The organism is Corynebacterium sp. ACRPS (assembly GCF_022346005.1).
Lineage (GTDB): Bacteria > Actinomycetota > Actinomycetes > Mycobacteriales > Mycobacteriaceae > Corynebacterium.
The window spans coordinates 16,227-35,781 of sequence record NZ_JAKRMY010000013.1; the positions used below are offsets into that span (position 1 = coordinate 16,227).

The following is a 19,555-nucleotide window of genomic DNA, read 5'->3' on the forward strand; positions in this document are numbered from 1 at the left end:
TTAATCTTCTACCTTGGCTGGCTCGCCTGCGGCCAGATTCACCAGCAGGAAACCGTCTTCTGCCAGATCCGCCGCGAAGTTTTCCGCGCGGTTGCTGGGGACATAAGCAATAACGGCGCTAGATAACCCCGCATGCGCCGAGCGCGCGGCCACCGCCCCGCGGACCGTGACCAGCTCCGCGAGTTTTTCTGCGGAATCGAAGCCATAGATATTGGTCAGCGAGGCCTGCGATTGCAGCACAATGGGGAAAAGCTCATTGCGGCGGTGCGAGCGCAGGTAGCGCACGAAGTGCTCCACGCGGGAGGTCTCTTCCTCATAAAATGCCATCCACTCGGTAGCCGCATTGATGCTGGGGCGGCCCTCCTCGCCGTAGACCTTGTGCACCGCCTGGAGCCACTCCACCACGCGCTGTTGAGCATCGGGCAATAAGCGCAGCGACTCTGTGCCGAAAGAATGGCAGGCATCATCGACAAACTGCTGGCGCTGGCGGATGGAGTCAATTGCCTGTGACTGTTCTTCCGCAGTGTTCCCGGGCACCGCCACGGCGAAGGCCACCACGTCTTGGTCCACGACGTGGGGCGCGTGGGTGACCGAGCCATCGGCATAGTCGATGATGCACACACCGTCGCCACTGCTGCGCAGCGCGGCGGTGTGGCGCGCGCGAAGGGCGGGCTTATGGGCAAAGGTGGTCACCGCCTGCGTGCAGACATCCGCAACGCGCACGCGCAAGGGCGCGTCGAGGTTATCTGTTGGGCCCATTAAGGCAAGCGCTACGGCAACATCCGCCGCCGATGCGGCGCCTAAGCCGATATCGTTGGGGATATCGCTCACGATGGTGATATCCGCCCCAGCCGTCTCCCTGGACAGTAACTGGCGGTTGACCATGGTGTGTACGATGCCGCCGATGCGCGCGGCCAGCCCACCTTCTGGTGCGGGCGGAATGACCGGTTGCCCCTCCGAATCCGTCGTGGGCTGTTGCGCCGCAGCGAGCGCAGCCACCTCCTTCAGGCCAATGGAATCGTGCGCAGGCTCCCCAATTGCCGGCACGTAGTGGACGGAAACGATGCCATCCGTGCGCGAACTGACGGCCGCCGCTGCGCGGAGATCCGACAGGCTTGCGGCGACGATGCCTCCATAATGATCGATATGCTCACCAATGAGCGGCCAGGTCGCGGGCGCGCTGGCGACATGGGTGGGCTCCGTTCCCACGATAGAAGCGTGTTGTTGTGCAACGCGCTCAGCGATAGGGGACTTAGGCGTCGACCACAGTGGCATGAAGGCAAAAGCTCCTTTTCCAATTCGGCGGATAAAAATCACGCGGCTACGTGGCGCGGTCAAGCGCCATGGACAAAGTAGCCGGTAAAGCGGCTCCCTTGCTCTGCTTGACGGTGCAAGGGAGGCATGAAAAGTAATACTGCCCTCATATTCTAGCGGGCGCGTGTTTTCATGCATGGGTAGTGTGGGCACCAACCACAGGCGGGCAGCGCACACGTGCTGTCCAAAGTATATAGACGAAAGGGACTACCGTGGCGACTACAGCAGATGAGAAGTGGTATTACGACCCTTCCACCAAGGAAGTTAGCAAAGGCAAAGTGTCCGGCTGGGAAAACCGCATGGGGCCTTATGACACCCGCGAAGAGGCCGAGCACGCCATAGAAATCGCGCGCGCTCGCACCAAGGCCGCCGATGCTGCAGATAAAGAAGATGATGGCTGGGACTAGTTAACTTCCCAACCATCATCTAGCAGCTACCAATGCGGCACGGCTGGTGCCGCTGCCGCGCGCTACTTCTTCAGCTTCTTGCGCAGCGGCTTAAATGCGGCCTTGATGTCCTTGAAAGACTCGTTGTAATCATCCAAGGCGGCCAGGCCGATGGCGCGTTCGCGCTGGTACAGCAGGCCGTAACCAAAGGTATCTTCCCCGCGGCGGTGCGAAGCGTGGGCCAGTTCTAGCAATTTATCCCGTGAGGTAACCGAGTCTTGGAAATCCCCCAAGACCGATTGCATCTTCTTGCAGGCCTTGTATAGGCGCTTGGTCTTTAGCTTCGTTGCGGAACCGGCTGCTTCTGCTGCGTAACGCAGTTTCTTGGCAGCCTTGCGCATATCGTGGAAATAATCCTCGCGCTCGTGCAGCGAAAGCTCCGCGTTATCCCAATTGTCCACGGCCTTCTTATGCCGCTTGACTAGCTTCTTATAGGCCTTTTCCAAGTGGCGTGCCATGACGGCATCGACGTCCTCGGCTTCCGCATCGCCGGTGGAAGGTGACTTTTCCGTCTTCTTTTCAGCGGCCGATTCTTCCTCTGCGGGGTGCGTTTCCGCAGATTCATCGGTTGAACTTTCGGCTGCATCCTCAGACGTATCCCCGTCCGCGTCCACGGTAGCGGAATCGTCCTCGCCGTCGGCATCTTCTGCAGATTGGGCACCGGCCGTTGGGGGATCCGCCAAGAGGCGGTCGAGGGACTCGAGCAATTCGAGGTATTCCTCAGAATTTAGCGCGGCGACAACCCTGCGGTGCGCCCGGCGGTAGGCGGTACCCATGTCGCGGGAGATGTGTTCGCGGGTGGCGGCATCCAAGGTATCGGAGTCCTCGGACTCCAAGAGCTCTTGCCAGCGCTCTTCCACGACCTCTGCATCGCGGGCTACGCCCAAAATGCCGGCGAGTTCTTTGAGGTCGGCTTCGATCTTCTCAATCTGTGGGCCGACGACAATGCCGTGAAAAGTCTGCAGGTGGCTGCGCAGCTCGCGGGTGGCCACGCGCATCTGGTGCACCGAGTCCCACTCATCGCGGCGAACGCGCGGATCGTAATCAATGAGCTTGTCCCGGTTGGCTTGCAGCGCTGTAATAACTGCGGCTGCCGGGGAATCCTCGTCAACATCCGGGGTTACGAGTGCTGGCGGTAGGGGAGCATTGTTGTAGGAATCTCCCAGGGCTGACTTCAACTTAGACGGGGAGGAGGAAACGCGAGCCCCAGCGCCGATGAGAAGGGAAGTGGCGCGGCGAATGAAGTGGCTTCCTTCTTCGGTGCCTGGAAGCTCACCGGCAAGCTCCACTTCCCATTCGCGCCAGGATTGCTGCTGCCCGCCGGGCAGGAAGGAAAAGGCGGTGACGTGGTCATCGCAAAATTCCGCGACAGGATTATTGTGCTCATCCGCAAGCAGCATCTCGGTGCGGTTATTATCCACCTGCGCGATGGGGTTTAACTCGTTGTGGCGAACGATGGAACGCACCTGCCGTACCAGCTCTTGGGGTACCTCGTACTTGCCGTCTACCGGTTCTCCCAGCTCGGCATGGAGCTCGGTCCGGCCACCCTCGCTGGGGATCTTGATGTGCCAGCCATCGTCATTGCCGCCGGTGCGGCGGCGCAAGGTGATTTTGGCGTGCGTTAGGCGCAAATCTTCTGTGTCGTAATAGATGGCGGATAGAGCGTGGTGGCGCGTTTCTGCAATATGGTCAACGGATTCGAGTCGAGTGAGTTCAGGCAGTTGAGTCGATTCTGCTACGGCGAATTTCGCTTCTACTTCCAGGAAAGTCTGTGTTGACATTCACATACCCTTAAGCTTTTACAACAATTAATTTCACCTGTGATCCTACCCGTGACGAGCAGCACGCGCCTGAAAAATTTCGCAGCGTTTGCTGTGCGCACAGGTAGAAATGCGCAGCCGGCACCATGGGCTGAAAGCGGGCAGAAGAAGCCGCGGGGTGAGGGGCCGTCGGTATTAAGAATCGATGCCAGTGGCAGGCCCACCCAAGTGAGACTTATCCGCAGCCGTGATGCCATCAGTGATGCCATGCAGGCTATTCATGGATAGCGAGGATGTGGTCAGATTGGGAAATAGGCGGTCTCGGGTTTCCACAGCATGATCGGTGCGCGCCTGGAGCGCAGGTAGCGTCTGGGTGGCGATGAGCTCTGCGTGGTGGCTGCAATAGGGAGATTCATCGAGTTTTTCTTCGATGCCCTCTTCATTGGCCAACTCCAGCAGCTCCCCGATCCGGGCGGCATAGGAAAGCCGGAAGCTCCGGCGATAGGACGCGGTGGTCTGTGTCGCGCGTGCAAACTCGGCACCCTCGCTATTGCGCATGTACCAATCGCATTGGCGGTTCAGCGAGGAGAACAGATCGGCGCAGTGGGCGGCGTCTTCGGGCGCGCCGATGATGCAGGCAAGACCCTTTTCGTGGATGAGGAGGGTGGTGCATCCATTGGCATTGGCGATGGTGCCTAACAATGTGACCTGGTGCTTGATATATGGCGGGTGAACGTGCACGCGGTGGGAAATGAGGCGGGGCTGGTCCACGGTTAAGAGATCTTCGATGCGGTATTTCTGCTGCAGCGACTGGGCCTTAGAAATAAGCACCTCTGCCTCTTCTGCAAAGGATGTGGACTCGGCCTTGCGCAATAGCCCCAAGACCTTTTGTCGGATTTTATCCTGCTTGTCGCTAGAGCCATCGGCCTGGCTGAGTTCGCCGCCGGACAAAAGCTCGGTATCGCGCAGACGCGGCAGGTGCACCAGCTCTTTCATGATGGCGCGCATCTTATCGCGGGGAATGAAATTTTCTTGCGGTGCTTCTAATTGCAGCCACGCTTTGCGTAGCGCGGGTGAGGTGATGCGGGCAGGTACGTGCGGGCTAGCGCGGTAGATGAGGGGATAGGAATAAGCGCCCAGGACGTGGCACAAATCGTCCGGGGACCACCCGTATTGGGCGGCAGTAACTACGGCATCGATAACGCTGGCAGAAAGTTCATCAACGTGGGAGGTCATACTAGTTTCTTCCTTTAGAAAGGTTGTACAGGTGTTCGCTTGCCCCACTAGCAAAGCACGTCCACGAAGCCGTACCTGCTGCATTAACCCCCGCTTGCTACCCCCTGAATACTCTGCCGACCTGCGAATCTGACCATGTGGAAATTGACTAATGAACTGCACACTGGCTAGCGGTGAGCCGGTAAGGTTTAGGGCATGAATAGCCAACACGAATTCGTCTTACGCACCGTTGAGGAACGCGATATCCGCTTTATCCGCTTGTGGTTCACGGATATCATGGGCGCCCTCAAATCCGTAGTGATGAGCCCCTCCGAACTCGAATCCGCCTTTGAGGAGGGGATTGGCTTTGATGGCTCGTCGGTAGAGGGGTTTTCCCGCATCTCGGAATCAGACACCATTGCGCTGCCGGATCCCTCCACCTTCCAAATCCTGCCCTTTGATGACAACGAACCGGACCTGCAAACGGCGCGCATGTTCTGCGATATTGCGCAGCCAGACGGCCAGCCCTCTGTGGTAGATCCGCGCCATATCCTGCGCCGCCAGGTCACCGAGGCCGCCAATGATGGATTTACCTGCATGGCCTCGCCAGAAATTGAGTTCTACCTGCTGGAACACAGCAAGGAACTGACAGACTTGGTCCCCACCGATAATGGCGGGTATTTCGACCAAGCGACGCACGATACCGCGCCGCTATTTCGCCGCCGCGCCATGCTTGCGCTGGAATCACTCGGCATCGCCACCGAATTTAGCCACCACGAAACCGCGCCGGGCCAGCAGGAAATCGATCTCCGCCACGCCGATGTGCTGACCATGGCGGATAATATTATGACCTTCCGGCGGGTTATTAAGCAGGTGGCCACGGATTCCGATGTGCGGGCAACGTTTATGCCCAAACCCTTTGAGGACCTTCCGGGCTCAGGAATGCACACGCACTTTAGCCTGTTTGAAGGCCAGTCCAATGCCTTCCACGATCCGGACGATGAATTTTCGCTCTCACACACCGCTAAGCAATTCATCGCCGGGATTTTGGAGCACTCTACGGAGATGAGCCCCATTATCAACCAGTGGCCCAACTCCTATAAGCGGCTGATGTTTGGCAATGAGGCGCCGGGCTCGGCCACGTGGGGTGTGCAGAACCGTTCCGCCCTAGTGCGCGTGCCTACGTACCGCCTGACCAAGGAAGAATCGCGCCGGGTGGAAATCCGCTCCATCGATGCCTCCATGAACCCATACCTGGGCTATGCCGTCATCCTCGCCGCAGGGCTGCGGGGCATCCGGGAGGGCTACGAATTAGACGATCCCGCAGAAGACGATGTCCACCAGCTCACCCACCGGGAACGCCGGGCCATGGGGTATAAGGATCTTCCCTCCAGCATGGATCAGGCCCTGCGCGAGTTCGAAAAGTCCGAATTTATGGCAGAGGTCTTGGGCGAGCACGTCTTCGAGTTCTTCTTGCGCGCCAAATGGGAAGAATGGCGCGATTACCAGCGCCAAATTACGACAGTCGAGCTGCGCAACAACCTGAACTTCTAGGAGAATAATGCGTCCTGCCACGGTGCCGTCGCCGGCGTCGCTGGGCCTTAGCCGGTCCCATGCCGCACAAGACTTAGAACAACTGGGATGGAATAACCCGGAGTCCGTTGACCTCTTATGGACGCTGGCTGCGGTCGGTGATCCAGATTTAGCGCTTAATAACCTCGTGCGCATTTACGAGCAGGCCCCGGAGCTCGATGCGGAAATCCGCAGCAATGAGCAAGTGCGGGTGCGCCTTCTTTCGCTCTTGGGTGCGTCGACGGCGTTCGGGGATCACCTCGCCGCCCACCCGGAGCTGTGGGAGGAGCTGAAAAAGCCCCTTCCGGAGCCAGAAGAGATGCTTACTAGCCTGCTTGAAGTGGTCGGCGCGCAGCCGGCAACGTTCGCTGCGGAGCTCGATGCTCCCGATCCGGCGAGGGAGGATCTCAGCGCGCCGGGTACGTACCGCGCGAGCGAGGGCGAGCATAAAAAAGAGATGCGGACCCAGTACCGCACGCTGATGATGCGGCTTGCCGCGCACGATGTGGCGGGTACCTTCCACTCCCGCAAGGGGCAATCCCGACCGCAGCCGGAGGTAAGCTTCCGGCAAGTCACCACGCTGACTACGGCGCTTGCCGATGCCGCCCTCACGGCCTCCCTTGCCGTTGCGGTGCGCAAGATCTACGGCGACGATCCGCTCGATGCACAGCTTGCGGTCATGGCGATGGGCAAGTGCGGTGCCGGGGAGCTGAACTATATCTCCGACGTGGACGTCATCTTCGTCGGCAGCGAGGCAACTCCCAAGGCCACCCGGCTCGCCGCGGAGTTTAACCGGATCGGGTCGACGACATTTTTTGATGTCGATGCGAACCTGCGGCCAGAGGGTAAGTCTGGGGCGCTGGTGCGCACGTTGGATTCACACGTGACCTACTACCGCCGGTGGGCAGAAACCTGGGAATTCCAGGCGCTGCTCAAGGCGCGGGCGATGACCGGTTACCTGCCGCTGGGAGAGGATTACTTGGAGCAAATCCGGCCGATGGTCTGGACGGCCTCGCAGCGCGATTCCTTCGTGGAAGACGTCCAAGCCATGCGCCGACGCGTATTGGATAATGTGCCAGATGAGCTCAAACACCGCGAGCTCAAGTTGGGCGTCGGCGGGCTGCGCGATATCGAATTCGCGGTGCAATTGCTGCAATTGGTGCACGGGCGTTCTGATGAATCCCTGCGCGCGCTGTCGACGGTACATGCCCTCGACGCGCTTATCTCTGCAGGCTACGTGGGTCGCGAAGACGGCACGCAGCTCATTGAGGCTTATGAATTCTTGCGCCTTTTAGAACACCGCCTGCAATTGGAGCGCTTCCGCCGTACGCACACCCTGCCAGCAGACGATGATGAAGCGGGCTTGAACTGGCTCGCGGTGATTTCTGGATTCTCCCCGCAGGGCACTAAGTCTGCGGTGCAGGGCATGCTCGCGCATTTGCGGCGCATCAGGATGCGCATTTCTGAGTTGCACTCGCGCCTGTTTTATCGCCCGCTGCTCAATTCCGTGGTGACCATGTCCGCCGATGAGCTCAAACTTTCGCCGGAGGCGGCAAAGCTGCAGCTTGCGGCATTGGGCTATAGCTCGCCGGATCGCGCATTCGAGCACCTGACCTCTTTGGCATCCGGTACGTCCCGCAAGGCACGCATTCAAGCCATCTTGCTGCCGACCTTGATGGAATGGCTGGCAGACACCGCCGATCCAGATATGGGGTTGCTCAATTACCGCAAGTTATCTGAGGCCGCCCGGGATAGGTCGTGGTTCCTGCGCATCCTGCGGGATGAGGGGATAGTCGGCCAGCGCTTGATGCATATTCTGGGAACCTCGCCATTTACCGCGGACCTTATCATCAGCGCCCCGGATTCGGTGAAGCAGCTTTCCGATGGCGCGACCGGCCCCAAGCTGCTCGAAACCAAGCCGGAGCAGGTGTCTAAGGCGCTGGTCAATTCCAGCAAGCGCCATGCGCACCCGGATAAGGCGGTGGCGGTCGCGCGTTCGCTGCGCAGGGTGGAGTTGGCGCGCATCGCCAGTGGCGATCTCTTAGGGATTATCCCCGTTGAGCAGGTGTGCCAAGAGCTGTCGACCATCTGGAACGCGGTATTGGAAGCCGCCCTCCGCGCGGAGGTGCGGGCCTGGCGGAACGACCACGAGGATGCGGAACCGCCGGCGCGCATTGCGGTGATTGGAATGGGCCGGCTCGGCGGCCGTGAGCTTGGGTTCGGTTCCGATGCGGATGTCCTTTTCGTGGCAGAGCCTGAGGCTGCGGACGATGAAGGCGAGGCCATGCGGTGGGCCATCGGGATCGTCGATAAGCTGCGACGCCGCCTTGCCAAGCCCTCTGGGGATCCGCCCTTGGACGTCGACCTGGGCCTGCGCCCGGAAGGGCGATCTGGTGCGGTGGTGCGCAGCATTGCCTCCTACAAGCGCTATTACCGCGAGTGGGGCGAGGCCTGGGAAATGCAGGCGCTGCTGCGCGCGGCCTTCATCGCTGGGGACGAGGAAGTGGGCCAGCGCTTTATGGAGATGATCGATGAATACCGCTACCCGGATAGCGGCGCGAGCCAGTCCACCATTCGCGCCATCCGACGCATGAAGGCTCGGGTGGATAACGAGCGCTTGCCGCGGGGAGCTGACCGCACCACTCACACGAAGTTGGGGCGTGGCGCCCTGACCGATATTGAGTGGACGGTGCAGCTGCTGATTATGATGCACGGGCACGAACATCCCAAGCTGCGGCAGCCAGGGACCTTGCCGGTATTGGATGCGCTGGAAGAAAGCGGCATATTAAGCGCCGATCAAACCGGTGACCTGCGAGATGCGTGGTTGATGGCAACGGATGCCCGCAATGCGTTGGTGCTGGTGCGCGGCAAGCGCGTGGATCAATTGCCTGGGCCCGGACCACAACTGGCACAGGTGGCCGGTGCGGCCGGCTGGACGCCGGAGAATAACCAGGATTTCTTAGATACGTACCTGAAATTGACCCGGCACGCGCGCAAGGTGGTCGATGAAGTCTTTTGGGGAGAGGAGGAATCCTTCGAGCATTCTTAAAGTTGCCGCATAACTTGGTCTATGCAGCGCTAATTCCCTTAACTTTTAAAGTATCGGACTCTAAAGTAGGAACAAGTTAGAGAAAGGATCTTTGGTTATGTCATTTCAGCTGCAGCTCGATGTGGACTCCGCCACGGTTGGAGAATTGGCCGCGTTGCTTTCTGCCGCTCGCGCGGCTGGGGTCCGTGATGATGACGTCCTAGAATTAGATGGCACCACCTTGACCATCGCGGTCTCGGCCCCGCAGACGGGCGCGTCCCGCGCCGGGCAGAACGTCGATGCGCCGCAGCGCGCAGACGACTTCGAACGCGAGGGCAGTGCGGACTCCCGCTCCCGCGGGCGCGGCGACCGCATTGGGGAGGCCACGATCCGCTCGCTTATCGATATCTTGAATGAACGCGGCACTGGCAATTCCTCGCGCGGTAATGGATACGGATTCTTCGGGGGAAGTTCGGATTACCATGGCTAAATCACCGGGGGCCCACCGCAGAAAGCTTATCTACCTCTGGGGCTGTATCGCCGTGGCGGCCATAATCGCCGTCGTCGTTGGCACGTGGGCAACCAACCGCCATCACCCGCCTAAAGGGACGATGACCGTGGGCGATGCCGTAGCCGGGGGCGTGGTGCAGGAAGAAGCGCCCGCCCAGGTTAATGGTGCAGTGGGAGGCGATGCGTCTTCAGAGGCCAATCGCGTGATGTCGCTGGCGAAGGCGTTGGGTATTCCGTTGGAATCGGTGCCGCGCGATATTACCCAGAATAAATCCGGAAAGTCTGATGTCCGGCAGTATCTAGAGCGCGAGTTAAAGAGCGCCGTGGCCTCTGGTGAGCTGGATGAAGACGATGAAAAGGCCATCATCGGTGCCTTTGAAAAGGGGATTGTCATCCCAGCCAGCGATGGCATCGTGGCTGAAAGCGCCCCGGCTAATTAGGTCAGTACCAGTCTCTGCTTAGCCCCCGACTCGTGCTTCGGCTGGGGCAGCCGCTTGAGCGCCTTCCAGTCGAGGAATGCCCAAGAAGTTTCAGGAAACCGGCAGACTGGGGGCATGGCTTTAACAGCTCGTCTCCCTAGAGTTATCCCATAACGAAACGGTAACGAAGCAAGCTGAGCGTTACCGAGGGACTGGAGGAGACGATGACAATCAAGAATAAGTTATCCACAACCGCGGCGGTGGCCGCAGCCATAGTCTTTCCTATTAGCGGGGGATTAGGTATTGCCTTTGCGGTAAACGCGGTTCCAGCAGAGACCATAGCCCAAGCAGCAACCGGGGACCCATTACTCCTGCACCTCAAGTCCGCATTCGATCTAGCAACTGCAATAGCGCGGCGATGACGTGAATACCCCATCCGCGCACCGCCGCAGCTGCTAAAGTGCCAGGCATGTTGGTTGATGCCGTTCGCCTGAAATCCATGCCGCGGGATTATCGCCGTAGCCTGCCTGTCTTTGATTACCTGGCAGATTTAAGGCGCTTTTCCTTTACCCGCCCGGTGACGATTTTCGTCGGTGATAACGGCATAGGAAAATCCAGCCTGCTGGCCGCCATGGCAACGGATCTTGGGTGTTCTCCCAAGGGCGGCCGGATGGGGGATCCGGAAGCAATCTTGCCGTTAAGCCCGGTGGTCTGCGAGGGCACGGGACTCATTCAGCGGGCCTATTTTTTGCGCGCGGAAACCCATGAATACCTCCTTTCGCGCGAGCAATCCCCCGAGGAATCCGGCGGGCGTTCCATCCTGCCCTCCCAGGTGGACGTGCAGGCCCGCTCGCACGGCGAGTCCGTTTTCGATGTGCTCTATGAGCGCGTCGATGGCGCGGGGGTATATATCTTTGACGAACCAGAATCGGGCTTATCCGTTGTCCGGCAACTGGCGCTGATCGCTGAAATCGCCCAAGCCGTTGACCGCGGTGCACAGGTATTTATCGCCACGCATTCACCGATCTTGCTGGGCTGCCCCAATGCCGATATCGTGGAATTAAATGACACCGGCTTCCAGCGCATTTCCTTTGATGAGGCCGAAGCCGTGGCAGCGACCAAGGAGTTCCTCGCGGATCCAGAGGGAACCATCAACTTTATCTTGGATCCAAAGGCAGAAGAAGCGGAAGAAGAGACGGAAGCCACGGAGATAGCGGCTGTCGATGAGGCCGAAAGGACCGAATAAGCAGCGTTAGGTTACCTCCACGATCCTCACGGAGGGCCCCGCGTAGCCACCGCGTCGGCGCAGGATGTGGGTGATGACGACTCCGACCATGCCGCACAACCATACGGCCAAGACAGCGAGGGAGGCGGAGGTGAAATCGGGCATGGAGTAATTGGGGGCATCGGCAGAGTGGTCCAATACCATGCCGAATAATTGCGCGCCCAACATGCCGGAGGTAAACCCGCCCATATTGCCCAAGCCGGTTGCGGTAGCGACGACAGAGCGGTCCATGTTCTCGCGGACGATGTCGAAGCCATAATTCGACGTCGGCGTGCACAGCGCCAGGATGAAGGAGACCGCGGTGATGGCAGCGAGGCCCCCGCCGGTGCCGAAGGCGAAGAATAGCACCCAAGTCAGCACGTGCAGGCTGACGAACCCGAGCGCGACCCAGGGGCGGATATTCTGCGCGCGGGAAGAAATCCGGCCGTGCAGGGGCCCGACCAGAACCAAAAACACGGCCAAGAGGGTCAGTACGAGGCTGGCCTTGCCCTTGGACAACTCCATGCCTTGGGTCATCATGGGCATGCCCCACAGCATGACAAAGACAATCAGCGGCAACATGCCGCTGTAGTGGATAAAGTATGCCTGCCAGGCAATAGGCGAGGTAAAGACCGCCTTCAAGCGCGCACCGATGCTGCTGCCCTGGGAGTTTGGTGGTTCCTTCTCCAGCGGAATAACCCCGAGCTTTTCTGGGGAGTCAGCGACCGCGACTGCGGCGGCAATGGCGACGAGGATGCCCACTGCACCCAAGGTCACGAATGCCGCGGTCCATCCGGCTGTTCCTAGTAACCAGAGGAACGGGACGGCGGAAATGAATTGACCCATCTGGCCAATGGAGGAGGTCACCTGGGTAAACATCGGTGTGCGGTGCAGCGGGAACCAGTAGGGCAGGATGCGCATTACCGATAAGAATCCCGTGGCATCGCCGGCGCCGATGAGCACGCGCGCGAAGATGGCTACCCCGTAATTGCTGGTAAAGCCGAGTATGACCTGGCCGACGCCCATAATGACCGCGCCCACGACGAGCAGGATGCGGGGGCCAAATTTATCGATCAGCATGCCGGTGGGGATTTGTGCGATGGCATAGACGCCCAATTGCACGGAGGTAAATACCGCGATGCGCCCGGCATCGACGCCGAAGCGCTCGATGGCATCGAGGCCGGCTACGCCGAAGGAAGACCGCCCGGTAATGGCTACGAGATAGACCGCCATGGCCGCGACCCAAATCATTAACGCCTGGGTTGTGATAACTTCTCTTGGATTTGGCTGCGACATGGCTGATACCTTACGCGTTAACTACTAGGATTCATCTTGTGAAGTATATTTCGACCCGTGATACCACCGGCCAGCCCGCATCCTTTACGGATATCCTCTTAGGAGGGCTAGCGCCCGATGGTGGCCTATACCTGCCTGAAACCTACCCGCAACTGGACTCCGCCACGCTGGATACGTGGCGCACAGTGGTCAAAACTGACGGCTATGCCGCCCTTGCGGCTGAGGTAATCAAGCTGTTTATCGATGATATTCCAGAGGAAGATCTGGATAAAATCGCCGCCCGAGCATATACCAGCCCGAAGTTTGCCTCCCCTGAGATCGTCCCGGTCACTGAGCTTGGCGATGACCTCTTTATAGGCCACCTTTCCGAGGGCCCCACCGCTGCATTTAAAGACATGGCCATGCAGCTTTTGGGCGAGCTTTTTGAATACGAGCTCGCCCGCCGCGGGGAGACGCTGAATATTTTGGGCGCTACCTCTGGCGATACCGGCTCTTCTGCTGAGTACGCCATGCGCGGGCGCGATGGCATCCGCGTTTTCATGTTGACTCCGGCTGGGCGCATGACCGCCTTCCAACAGGCGCAAATGTTCGGCTTGGATGATCCGAATATTTTCAATATCGCCCTCGATGGTGTCTTTGATGATTGCCAGGACGTGGTAAAGGCCGTCTCCAGCGATGCGGAATTTAAAGCCAACTACCGCATCGGTGCGGTCAACTCCATTAACTGGGCCCGCCTGTTGGCCCAAGTGGTTTACTATATTTCCTGCTGGATCAAGGTCACCGATAATAACGAACAAAAGGTATCCTTTAGCGTTCCCACCGGTAACTTTGGCGATATCTGCGCCGGGCATATCGCCCGCAGCATGGGCCTTCCCATCGATCGCCTCATCGTGGCGACGAACGAGAATAACGTATTGGATGAGTTCTTCCGCACCGGCAACTACCGCCCGCGTCCGGCCGCGGAAACCATGGCCACCTCGTCGCCGTCTATGGATATTTCCCGCGCCTCCAACTTCGAGCGCTTCGCCTTTGATCTTTTAGGCCGCGATGTCACCCGCGTTGCGGATCTCTTTGGCACCAAGGTCAAAGAAGGCGGGTTTAACCTTGAAGAAGATCTCATTACGGCCGCGCGTGAAGACTACGGTTTCTTGTCCGGTTCCTCCACCCATGAAGACCGCCTCGCCACCATCAAGGACGTGAACGAGCGTTATGGTTACCTGGCGGATCCGCACACGGCCGATGGCATCAAGGTGGCGCGTGCGGCCCAAAAAGAGGGCGTGACGACGCCTATCGTCTGCTTGGAGACGGCACTGCCGGTAAAGTTCAGCGAAACCATCACCGAGGCCATCGGGAGCGCGCCGCAGCCACCGGAGCGGTTTGCTGACATCTTGAACGCGGAGCGCCACGTGGCGGATCTGCCCAACGATGCCGCAGCGGTCAAGGACTTTATTACCTCGAGCATCAAGAACACGGAGGTGTAGCAAACACATGGCATTAGAAAACTTCGCAGGGCCGGAGCACTATACCGAATTCGATCCGGAAAAATTCATCCGCGACTTAAAAGCACAAGCAGAGGCGGATAAGGAAGAACAGGACAAGGACTCTGCAGGTGACGCGGGTACGGATAGCCAGTAGTCTGCTGGCAGCAGCAGGGCTGTTTATGGTGGCATCGTGTAGCACCGATGCCACCCAGCAGCAGGATGGGGTGGTTGCGCAATCCACCGACACGCCACCGCCGGCGCCGCCGAACGAGTTTTATGAGCCCGCGGTGGTGCCGGTGCCCCCAGGCGCCGCGCTGAACTTAACCACGAGCGACCCACAGCCGGGCGAGTACTTTAACTTCCAGTCCTGCACGGCGGCGTGGTCCTTCGCGCTTGCCGATGGCCGCACCATCGCCGTGACGGCCTCCCATTGCGGCAAACCTGGCGATAAGGTCTGGGCCGGAACCCAAGAGGGCGATTTTGTATACCCAGCCGATCCGGTAGGCGAGGTGATCTATTCGGATTTCTTTGCCGAGGAGACTAATCACTTGGACGTTGCCTTCATCGAGCTGTACCGCGACGCGGACTACTACACCCCAGGCGAGGTAGCCACCACCGTAGCGACGCAGCTGGACAAGCTGCCGGATGCGGTATGCAAGCTGGGCAGTTTCACCATTGTGACCTGTGGGAACGTGAAAAACGCGGTGGATTCCACACAACTAAATTACCAGGGTCTAGAACATGATTCCAATGCGGCCCTGGCGGAGATGTGCAGCGCGGTCGGGGATTCCGGCGGGCCCGTCTACGGCGATGTAGACGGCCGGCAGACCATCGTGGGGCTGGTCTCTGGAATCACCGAGCCCTTGGACGAGGGGCATAGCTGTGAAGACACGCAACAAAACATCGACGTGGCCTTTACCACCGCACCGGATATCCAGGAACTGGCGCTGAAGGTCCTCGGCCCCGTGGCATAAGACCAGCCAAGATTGGCTACGCTAGGTGGTATGCCAACGCCTGATTATATTGTGAAGCTGCGTGAATCTATCGGCCACGATCAGCTCTTCGTCCCCGCGTGCAGCGCCATCATTCTCCGCGATGTACCAACCGGTGCGGCCCTGTGGGAGGTGCCGTCCGTACTTCTGGTCAAGCGCGCGGATAATGCCGTGTGGACCCCTGTGGAAGGCATTTGTGAGCCTGGCGAGGAGATTACGACCACCGCCTTGCGCGAGGTCAAGGAAGAGGTAGGCCTCGATGCCAAGGTGGAAGCGCTCCTTGGCGTTGGCCAGTCCGGCCCAGTGACCTATCCTAATGGCGATGAATGCATGTTCATGGGCACCGCGCTGCGCCTATCTGTCGCCGACGGCGCTGAGCCCGTCATTAGCGATGAAGAAAACACCGAAGCGCAGTGGTTCTCGGTGGCCCACCTTCCGGATAGCTTGTCGCGCCGCCATCGCCTGATGGTCGCGGATGCCGTGGCGCACCTCAAGCACCCGCAGGGGTTTTCTCCCCGCATGGGCTGGATGAAGCGCAGCGAGCAGCCCGGGCTCTAGCGCGTTTCCTCCGCGCCGATGAGTAGTTGCTTGAGCTCATCCGCGCTCTTCGCTACGACCAGCTCTTGAGCGATACATTTTTGAGCCTCCGCCGCGTCTTTATCGGATCCGCAGCAGATGACCGTGGCACCGATAGTCATCAGCAGCTTTCCCCGCCGCGCGAGCTCAAAAAATAGCTCGCAATCTTCTGGACCCCATTCCCAGGCGGTGCCATAGAAATCCTGGGCGCCATCGCCAAGCCAGGAGGTTTCAAGAACCAGGCCTGCTCGGCACAAAAAGACCCCGTCGCGCCGCAGACCGGCGAGCACTTCCCTCACCCCGGTAAGGTCCGCAGCATCCCAGGCGATGAAGGTAATAGGCGAAGAGCTCATAGCCCGATGATAGACGAGGAAAGACACCTCCTAGTGAGTCAGTTCTTTGCGCGTGCGGCCCTCCCAGAGCCAGCCTAAGAAACGCGCCGAGCACAGGCACCAGTGCGCGATAAGGAGCAGGGGAATGCTCAGCGCGATAACGTCAAGCCATTCTGAACCATTGACCAATGCTGTCTGGTGCCCGCCCATGCTCACGGTGCCAGGCGGGAAGGTGCAGGCCCACCACGCAGGGGAGTAGGGAACCCAGCGGGCTGCTTGCGGATAGAAAGTCACCATCGCATAAAGCGATAGCGGGATGGCAATAGCAAGGGCAATAAGACCGTAGTACACGGAGATACTGCCGGGGTAGAGGATCTGCATTGCGGTGGTAGATTGCCCAACCACGCCTAGCGGCACCCACGCGGTGGCGGATTTACCACCACTAAAATCCACCGTGCCGTGCCAGGCCGCCCAGTAGACGTAGGCAAATACCGGGACTGCCGTCAGCAAGGACATGGCGAAGAGCGCGGTGCCCATGATGTGGTAAATCTGCCCATAATCGCGGGCCAGCCACCCGGCTACCGATGCCGAAATCATCGGCCCTACTAAGGGAAGGCCCCAGGTAAAACGCGGCTCTCCATCGAAGCGGGTGAGCTGAATGCCCCACGTGATAACGGTGACGGGGCCACCGATCCAAAAGCCGACGAGGCGGAATACTCCAATGCCCGTCAACCCGGATAGTGCCGCCCCAAGCGCGAGGACGCCGATGAAAAACATGGACCATTCCGCCATGGTGGTCCGCTCAAACCGCGGACTGCGGTAGAGGGCGTAACCGGCAGTCAGCACGACGAAGATGGCGCATGCGAGTGCCGCAAATACACCTGCGGCAACGAGCATGTCTTCTTCAACCAACATGCGCGAGACGATGGAGGTGCCCATGAGGCTGCCGGCCCAGGCAGGACCAGGAGGGGGAAGTTGGCGGAATTTATCAGTCACTACCTAGATTCTAATTTCATCTAGAGCTTCTTACTTAGACTGAGCCGCTTTTAATTTGGTGAAAACCCTCATGCGTGCGCTGGAGAGCGTCCATCCTCAAAGTGGGCAGCGATTATGGCGAAGCTCTCGGATATACCTAGCAGTGCCACCGCAAGCAAAAGAAAGCAGCCACCTAAGCATTGGTTAGGTGGCTGCTTTGTAGAAAATGCAAGCTGAGAACTTGCAGTGACGGCTTAGCAGTCGAAGTAGAGCTCGAACTCCTGCGGGGTGGGACGCAGGCGCGCGGGGTTGATCTCGTTTTCGTACTTGTAGTTGATGTAGGTCTCGAGGAGATCCTCGGTAAAGACATCGCCCTCGGTCAGGAAGTCCATGTCTTCCTTCAGCGCCTCCAGGGAAGCCTCCAGGGAGGTTGGTGCCTGCGGGATGGACTCAGCCTCTGCTGGCGGCAGCTCGTAGAGGTCCTTATCCACCGGGGCGTGCGGCTCAATGCGGTTCTTCACACCATCCACACCGGCCATCATCATGGCGGCAAAGGCCAGGTATGGGTTGCTGGATGGGTCCGGGGCGCGGAACTCGATGCGCTTAGCCTTCGGGTTGGAACCGGTAATCGGGATGCGGATCGCAGCCGAACGGTTGCGCTGGGAGTACACCAGGTTGATCGGCGCCTCGAAGCCAGGAACCAGGCGGTGGTAGGAGTTCAGCGTTGGGTTGGTAAAGGCGAGCACGGCGCCGGCGTGGTGGAGGATGCCGCCGATGAAGTAGCGGGCGATATCGGAAAGCCCGGCGTAGCCAGCCTCATCGTGGAAGAGGGGCTCGCCGTCCTTCCACAAGGACATGTGGGCGTGCATGCCAGAACCATTATCGCCAGCCAGCGGCTTAGGCATGAAGGTCGCGGTCTTGCCCCACTCCTGGGCGGTGCGCTTGACCACGTACTTGAAGGTCTGGATGTCATCGCCGGCGTGCAGCAGCGAGTTGAAGCGATAGTTGATCTCGTTTTGGGCCGCGCCCACCTCATGGTGGAAACGCTCGATCTGGAAGCCGACCTCTTGCAGGTTGGCCACGATGTCATCGCGGACCTCGCTGTGCTTATCGTACGGCGGGGTGGGAAAGTAGCCGCCCTTTACGCGGGTCTTGTAACCGGTATTGGGGGTGCCGTCCAAGTTGGTCTCGTTATCGCGGTTCCACCAGCCTTCGTTCGAGTCCACCTCATAGAAACCGTGTTGCATATCGGTGCCATAGCGCACGGAATCGAAGAGGTAGAACTCGGCCTCGGCGCCAAAGTTACAGGTATCGGCGATGCCCGTGGACTGCAAGTATTCCTCGGCCTTGCGGGCAATATTGCGCGAGTCACGGGTAAAAGGCTCAAAGGTAAAGGGATCGTGGACGAAGAACTTGATATTCAGGGTCTTCGCCGAACGGAACGGATCGATATGCGCGGTGGCCGGATCCGGCAGCAGCGTCATATCGGATTCTTCAATGGTGGTAAACCCACGAATGGAAGAACCATCAAAGGCCAAGCCATTTTCGGCATCTTCTTCAGTAAATTCGCTGGCAGGGATGGAAAAGTGGTGCTCGGTGCCGGGGACGTCCGTAAAGCGGACATCCACGAACTTTACGTCCTCATCCTGAATATATTGGACGATGTCCTGCACTGTCTCGAAAGACAAGATTGCCTCCTGTTTGTTGGCCGATGAATTATCTGCCTATAGCCTACTAGTTTTATCCACCCAGCATGGCCATTGGCCTCGTTTCACTTCTGGGTGAGGGGCAACTAAATTGGTGAGCATGGCAGACAAGCGCACGTGGCTCGACGGGCCCAATATTCCGGGCGAATATGACGATGCAGGAACCCCCAGCCGGTGGCCCGGTGAAAACTTGGGCTTGCCGGAATCCGGACCTGGGTCCATGGCGTCGGTAGGCCGCCGCGCAGGCGCCGTAGCCATTGACTGGATCATTTGCATGCTGCTGGCCAACGTCATCCACATGGTCACCACGCAGCTCGGCGGCGTGTCCTTTTTGGGCTATGCGCTCTGGGCATTAATGGGCATCGTATGTGGCTGGTTATTCGCACGCACCCCGGGCATGCTCATCCTTGGCATGGGCGTGGCCCGCTTGGATGTGCCTGGCGCGCAGGTGGGTTTCTGGCGCGCGGCAGTGCGCACGCTGCTTACCGGCGTCATCTTCCCAGCCGCCATGGTGGACGCGGACGGGCGCGGCATGCACGACCGGGCGACGGGCACCGTCGTTATCAATTCTTAGCGGCGCGCGGGGATAAGTCCCGCGCACCGTAAAACTACGAAAACCACGACAGTCCCTGCAACCTTTCCCAATCGGGCGGTTGCAGGGACTGTTTG

18 protein-coding genes are annotated in these 19,555 nt (G+C 59.3%); 11 read left to right on the forward strand and 7 right to left on the reverse strand.

Going from position 1 to position 19,555, the window contains the following annotated elements; genetic code table 11:
- A complete protein-coding gene (locus MHX65_RS08745) occupies window positions 1-1,275 on the reverse strand; it encodes a galactokinase family protein (RefSeq protein ID WP_239269719.1) in 1,275 nt (424 codons plus the stop codon).
- Between the two features lie 251 nt (window positions 1,276-1,526).
- On the opposite strand from MHX65_RS08745, the gene MHX65_RS08750 reads away from it, so the two are divergent.
- A complete protein-coding gene (locus tag MHX65_RS08750) occupies window positions 1,527-1,721 on the forward strand; it encodes a hypothetical protein (protein ID WP_023023202.1) in 195 nt (64 codons plus the stop codon).
- 62 nt (window positions 1,722-1,783) lie between these two features.
- Here MHX65_RS08750 and MHX65_RS08755 read toward each other — a convergent pair whose 3' ends face one another.
- Entirely contained in the window at window positions 1,784-3,541 is a 1,758-nt protein-coding gene (locus MHX65_RS08755) for a CYTH and CHAD domain-containing protein (RefSeq protein ID WP_239269720.1), read from the reverse strand.
- A 174-nt stretch (window positions 3,542-3,715) separates the two neighbouring features.
- Window positions 3,716-4,756: a DUF2786 domain-containing protein gene (locus tag MHX65_RS08760; RefSeq protein WP_239269721.1), complete on the reverse strand. Its 1,041-nt coding sequence runs from the start codon at window positions 4,754-4,756 to the stop codon at window positions 3,716-3,718.
- Between the two features lie 195 nt (window positions 4,757-4,951).
- Between MHX65_RS08760 and MHX65_RS08765 the strand changes: the two genes are divergently transcribed.
- From MHX65_RS08765 to MHX65_RS08785, 5 genes are all read left to right on the forward strand, one after another.
- Window positions 4,952-6,289: a glutamine synthetase family protein gene (locus tag MHX65_RS08765; RefSeq protein ID WP_239269722.1), complete on the forward strand. Its 1,338-nt coding sequence runs from the start codon at window positions 4,952-4,954 to the stop codon at window positions 6,287-6,289.
- Between the two features lie 7 nt (window positions 6,290-6,296).
- Window positions 6,297-9,356, forward strand: a complete 3,060-nt coding sequence (locus MHX65_RS08770) for a bifunctional [glutamine synthetase] adenylyltransferase/[glutamine synthetase]-adenylyl-L-tyrosine phosphorylase (protein ID WP_239269723.1) — start codon at window positions 6,297-6,299, stop codon at window positions 9,354-9,356.
- Window positions 9,357-9,453: 97 nt separating this feature from the next.
- A complete protein-coding gene (locus MHX65_RS08775) occupies window positions 9,454-9,825 on the forward strand; it encodes a hypothetical protein (RefSeq protein WP_239269724.1) in 372 nt (123 codons plus the stop codon).
- Window positions 9,818-10,285, forward strand: a complete 468-nt coding sequence (locus MHX65_RS08780) for a hypothetical protein (RefSeq protein ID WP_034659092.1) — start codon at window positions 9,818-9,820, stop codon at window positions 10,283-10,285. The genes MHX65_RS08775 and MHX65_RS08780 overlap by 8 nt, the downstream gene beginning before the upstream one ends.
- 448 nt (window positions 10,286-10,733) lie before the next feature.
- A complete protein-coding gene (locus tag MHX65_RS08785) occupies window positions 10,734-11,510 on the forward strand; it encodes an AAA family ATPase (RefSeq protein WP_239269725.1) in 777 nt (258 codons plus the stop codon).
- Between the two features lie 6 nt (window positions 11,511-11,516).
- On the opposite strand, the gene MHX65_RS08790 is transcribed toward MHX65_RS08785, so the two are convergent.
- Window positions 11,517-12,824, reverse strand: coding sequence for an MFS transporter (locus tag MHX65_RS08790; protein ID WP_239269726.1), 1,308 nt, complete (start codon window positions 12,822-12,824; stop codon window positions 11,517-11,519).
- 38 nt (window positions 12,825-12,862) lie between these two features.
- Here MHX65_RS08790 and thrC point away from each other — a divergent pair, with 38 nt between their 5' ends.
- The 4 genes from thrC to MHX65_RS08810 are packed head-to-tail and all read left to right on the forward strand — an operon-like array spanning window position 12,863 to window position 15,855.
- The gene (gene thrC / locus MHX65_RS08795) at window positions 12,863-14,305 is read left to right on the forward strand and encodes a threonine synthase (RefSeq protein WP_239269727.1); all 1,443 of its coding nucleotides are present in this window, start codon (window positions 12,863-12,865) and stop codon (window positions 14,303-14,305) included.
- 7 nt (window positions 14,306-14,312) lie between these two features.
- A complete protein-coding gene (locus MHX65_RS08800) occupies window positions 14,313-14,459 on the forward strand; it encodes a hypothetical protein (RefSeq protein ID WP_005278279.1) in 147 nt (48 codons plus the stop codon).
- Between the two features lie 25 nt (window positions 14,460-14,484).
- Window positions 14,485-15,279 (forward strand): S1 family peptidase, encoded by a 795-nt coding sequence (locus MHX65_RS08805; RefSeq protein ID WP_239269728.1) that lies wholly within the window; start codon window positions 14,485-14,487, stop codon window positions 15,277-15,279.
- A gap of 30 nt (window positions 15,280-15,309) precedes the next feature.
- The gene (locus tag MHX65_RS08810; RefSeq protein ID WP_239269729.1) at window positions 15,310-15,855 is read left to right on the forward strand and encodes an NUDIX hydrolase; all 546 of its coding nucleotides are present in this window, start codon (window positions 15,310-15,312) and stop codon (window positions 15,853-15,855) included.
- Here the strand turns inward: MHX65_RS08810 and MHX65_RS08815 are convergent.
- The 3 genes from MHX65_RS08815 to glnA form a co-directional block, all read right to left on the reverse strand.
- Window positions 15,852-16,226 (reverse strand): hypothetical protein, encoded by a 375-nt coding sequence (locus MHX65_RS08815; protein ID WP_239269730.1) that lies wholly within the window; start codon window positions 16,224-16,226, stop codon window positions 15,852-15,854. The two genes, MHX65_RS08810 and MHX65_RS08815, sit on opposite strands and share 4 nt — an antisense overlap.
- A 30-nt stretch (window positions 16,227-16,256) precedes the next feature.
- Window positions 16,257-17,201, reverse strand: a complete 945-nt coding sequence (locus tag MHX65_RS08820) for a hypothetical protein (protein WP_239269731.1) — start codon at window positions 17,199-17,201, stop codon at window positions 16,257-16,259.
- Between the two features lie 233 nt (window positions 17,202-17,434).
- On the reverse strand, window positions 17,435-18,868 hold the full coding sequence (gene glnA / locus MHX65_RS08825; protein WP_239269732.1) for a type I glutamate--ammonia ligase: 1,434 nt from the start codon (window positions 18,866-18,868) through the stop codon (window positions 17,435-17,437).
- A 118-nt stretch (window positions 18,869-18,986) separates the two neighbouring features.
- On the opposite strand from glnA, the gene MHX65_RS08830 reads away from it, so the two are divergent.
- A complete protein-coding gene (locus MHX65_RS08830) occupies window positions 18,987-19,460 on the forward strand; it encodes an RDD family protein (protein ID WP_239269733.1) in 474 nt (157 codons plus the stop codon).
- Window positions 19,461-19,555: the final 95 nt, after the last annotated feature.

What these genes read in the sequence shown, in the direction of transcription:
- MHX65_RS08745 (WP_239269719.1), bottom strand. Translation starts at nt 1,275, where the DNA reads ATGCCACTGTGGTCGACGCCTAAGTCCCCTATCGCTGAGCGCGTTGCA.
- MHX65_RS08760 (WP_239269721.1), bottom strand. Translation starts at nt 4,756, where the DNA reads ATGACCTCCCACGTTGATGAACTTTCTGCCAGCGTTATCGATGCCGTA.
- MHX65_RS08775 (WP_239269724.1), top strand. Translation starts at nt 9,454, where the DNA reads ATGTCATTTCAGCTGCAGCTCGATGTGGACTCCGCCACGGTTGGAGAA.
- MHX65_RS08790 (WP_239269726.1), bottom strand. Translation starts at nt 12,824, where the DNA reads ATGTCGCAGCCAAATCCAAGAGAAGTTATCACAACCCAGGCGTTAATG.
- MHX65_RS08780 (WP_034659092.1), top strand. Translation starts at nt 9,818, where the DNA reads ATGGCTAAATCACCGGGGGCCCACCGCAGAAAGCTTATCTACCTCTGG.
- MHX65_RS08815 (WP_239269730.1), bottom strand. Translation starts at nt 16,226, where the DNA reads ATGAGCTCTTCGCCTATTACCTTCATCGCCTGGGATGCTGCGGACCTT.
- MHX65_RS08770 (WP_239269723.1), top strand. Translation starts at nt 6,297, where the DNA reads ATGCGTCCTGCCACGGTGCCGTCGCCGGCGTCGCTGGGCCTTAGCCGG.
- MHX65_RS08810 (WP_239269729.1), top strand. Translation starts at nt 15,310, where the DNA reads ATGCCAACGCCTGATTATATTGTGAAGCTGCGTGAATCTATCGGCCAC.
- MHX65_RS08800 (WP_005278279.1), top strand. Translation starts at nt 14,313, where the DNA reads ATGGCATTAGAAAACTTCGCAGGGCCGGAGCACTATACCGAATTCGAT.
- MHX65_RS08830 (WP_239269733.1), top strand. Translation starts at nt 18,987, where the DNA reads ATGGCAGACAAGCGCACGTGGCTCGACGGGCCCAATATTCCGGGCGAA.
- MHX65_RS08755 (WP_239269720.1), bottom strand. Translation starts at nt 3,541, where the DNA reads ATGTCAACACAGACTTTCCTGGAAGTAGAAGCGAAATTCGCCGTAGCA.
- MHX65_RS08785 (WP_239269725.1), top strand. Translation starts at nt 10,734, where the DNA reads ATGTTGGTTGATGCCGTTCGCCTGAAATCCATGCCGCGGGATTATCGC.
- MHX65_RS08765 (WP_239269722.1), top strand. Translation starts at nt 4,952, where the DNA reads ATGAATAGCCAACACGAATTCGTCTTACGCACCGTTGAGGAACGCGAT.
- MHX65_RS08805 (WP_239269728.1), top strand. Translation starts at nt 14,485, where the DNA reads ATGGTGGCATCGTGTAGCACCGATGCCACCCAGCAGCAGGATGGGGTG.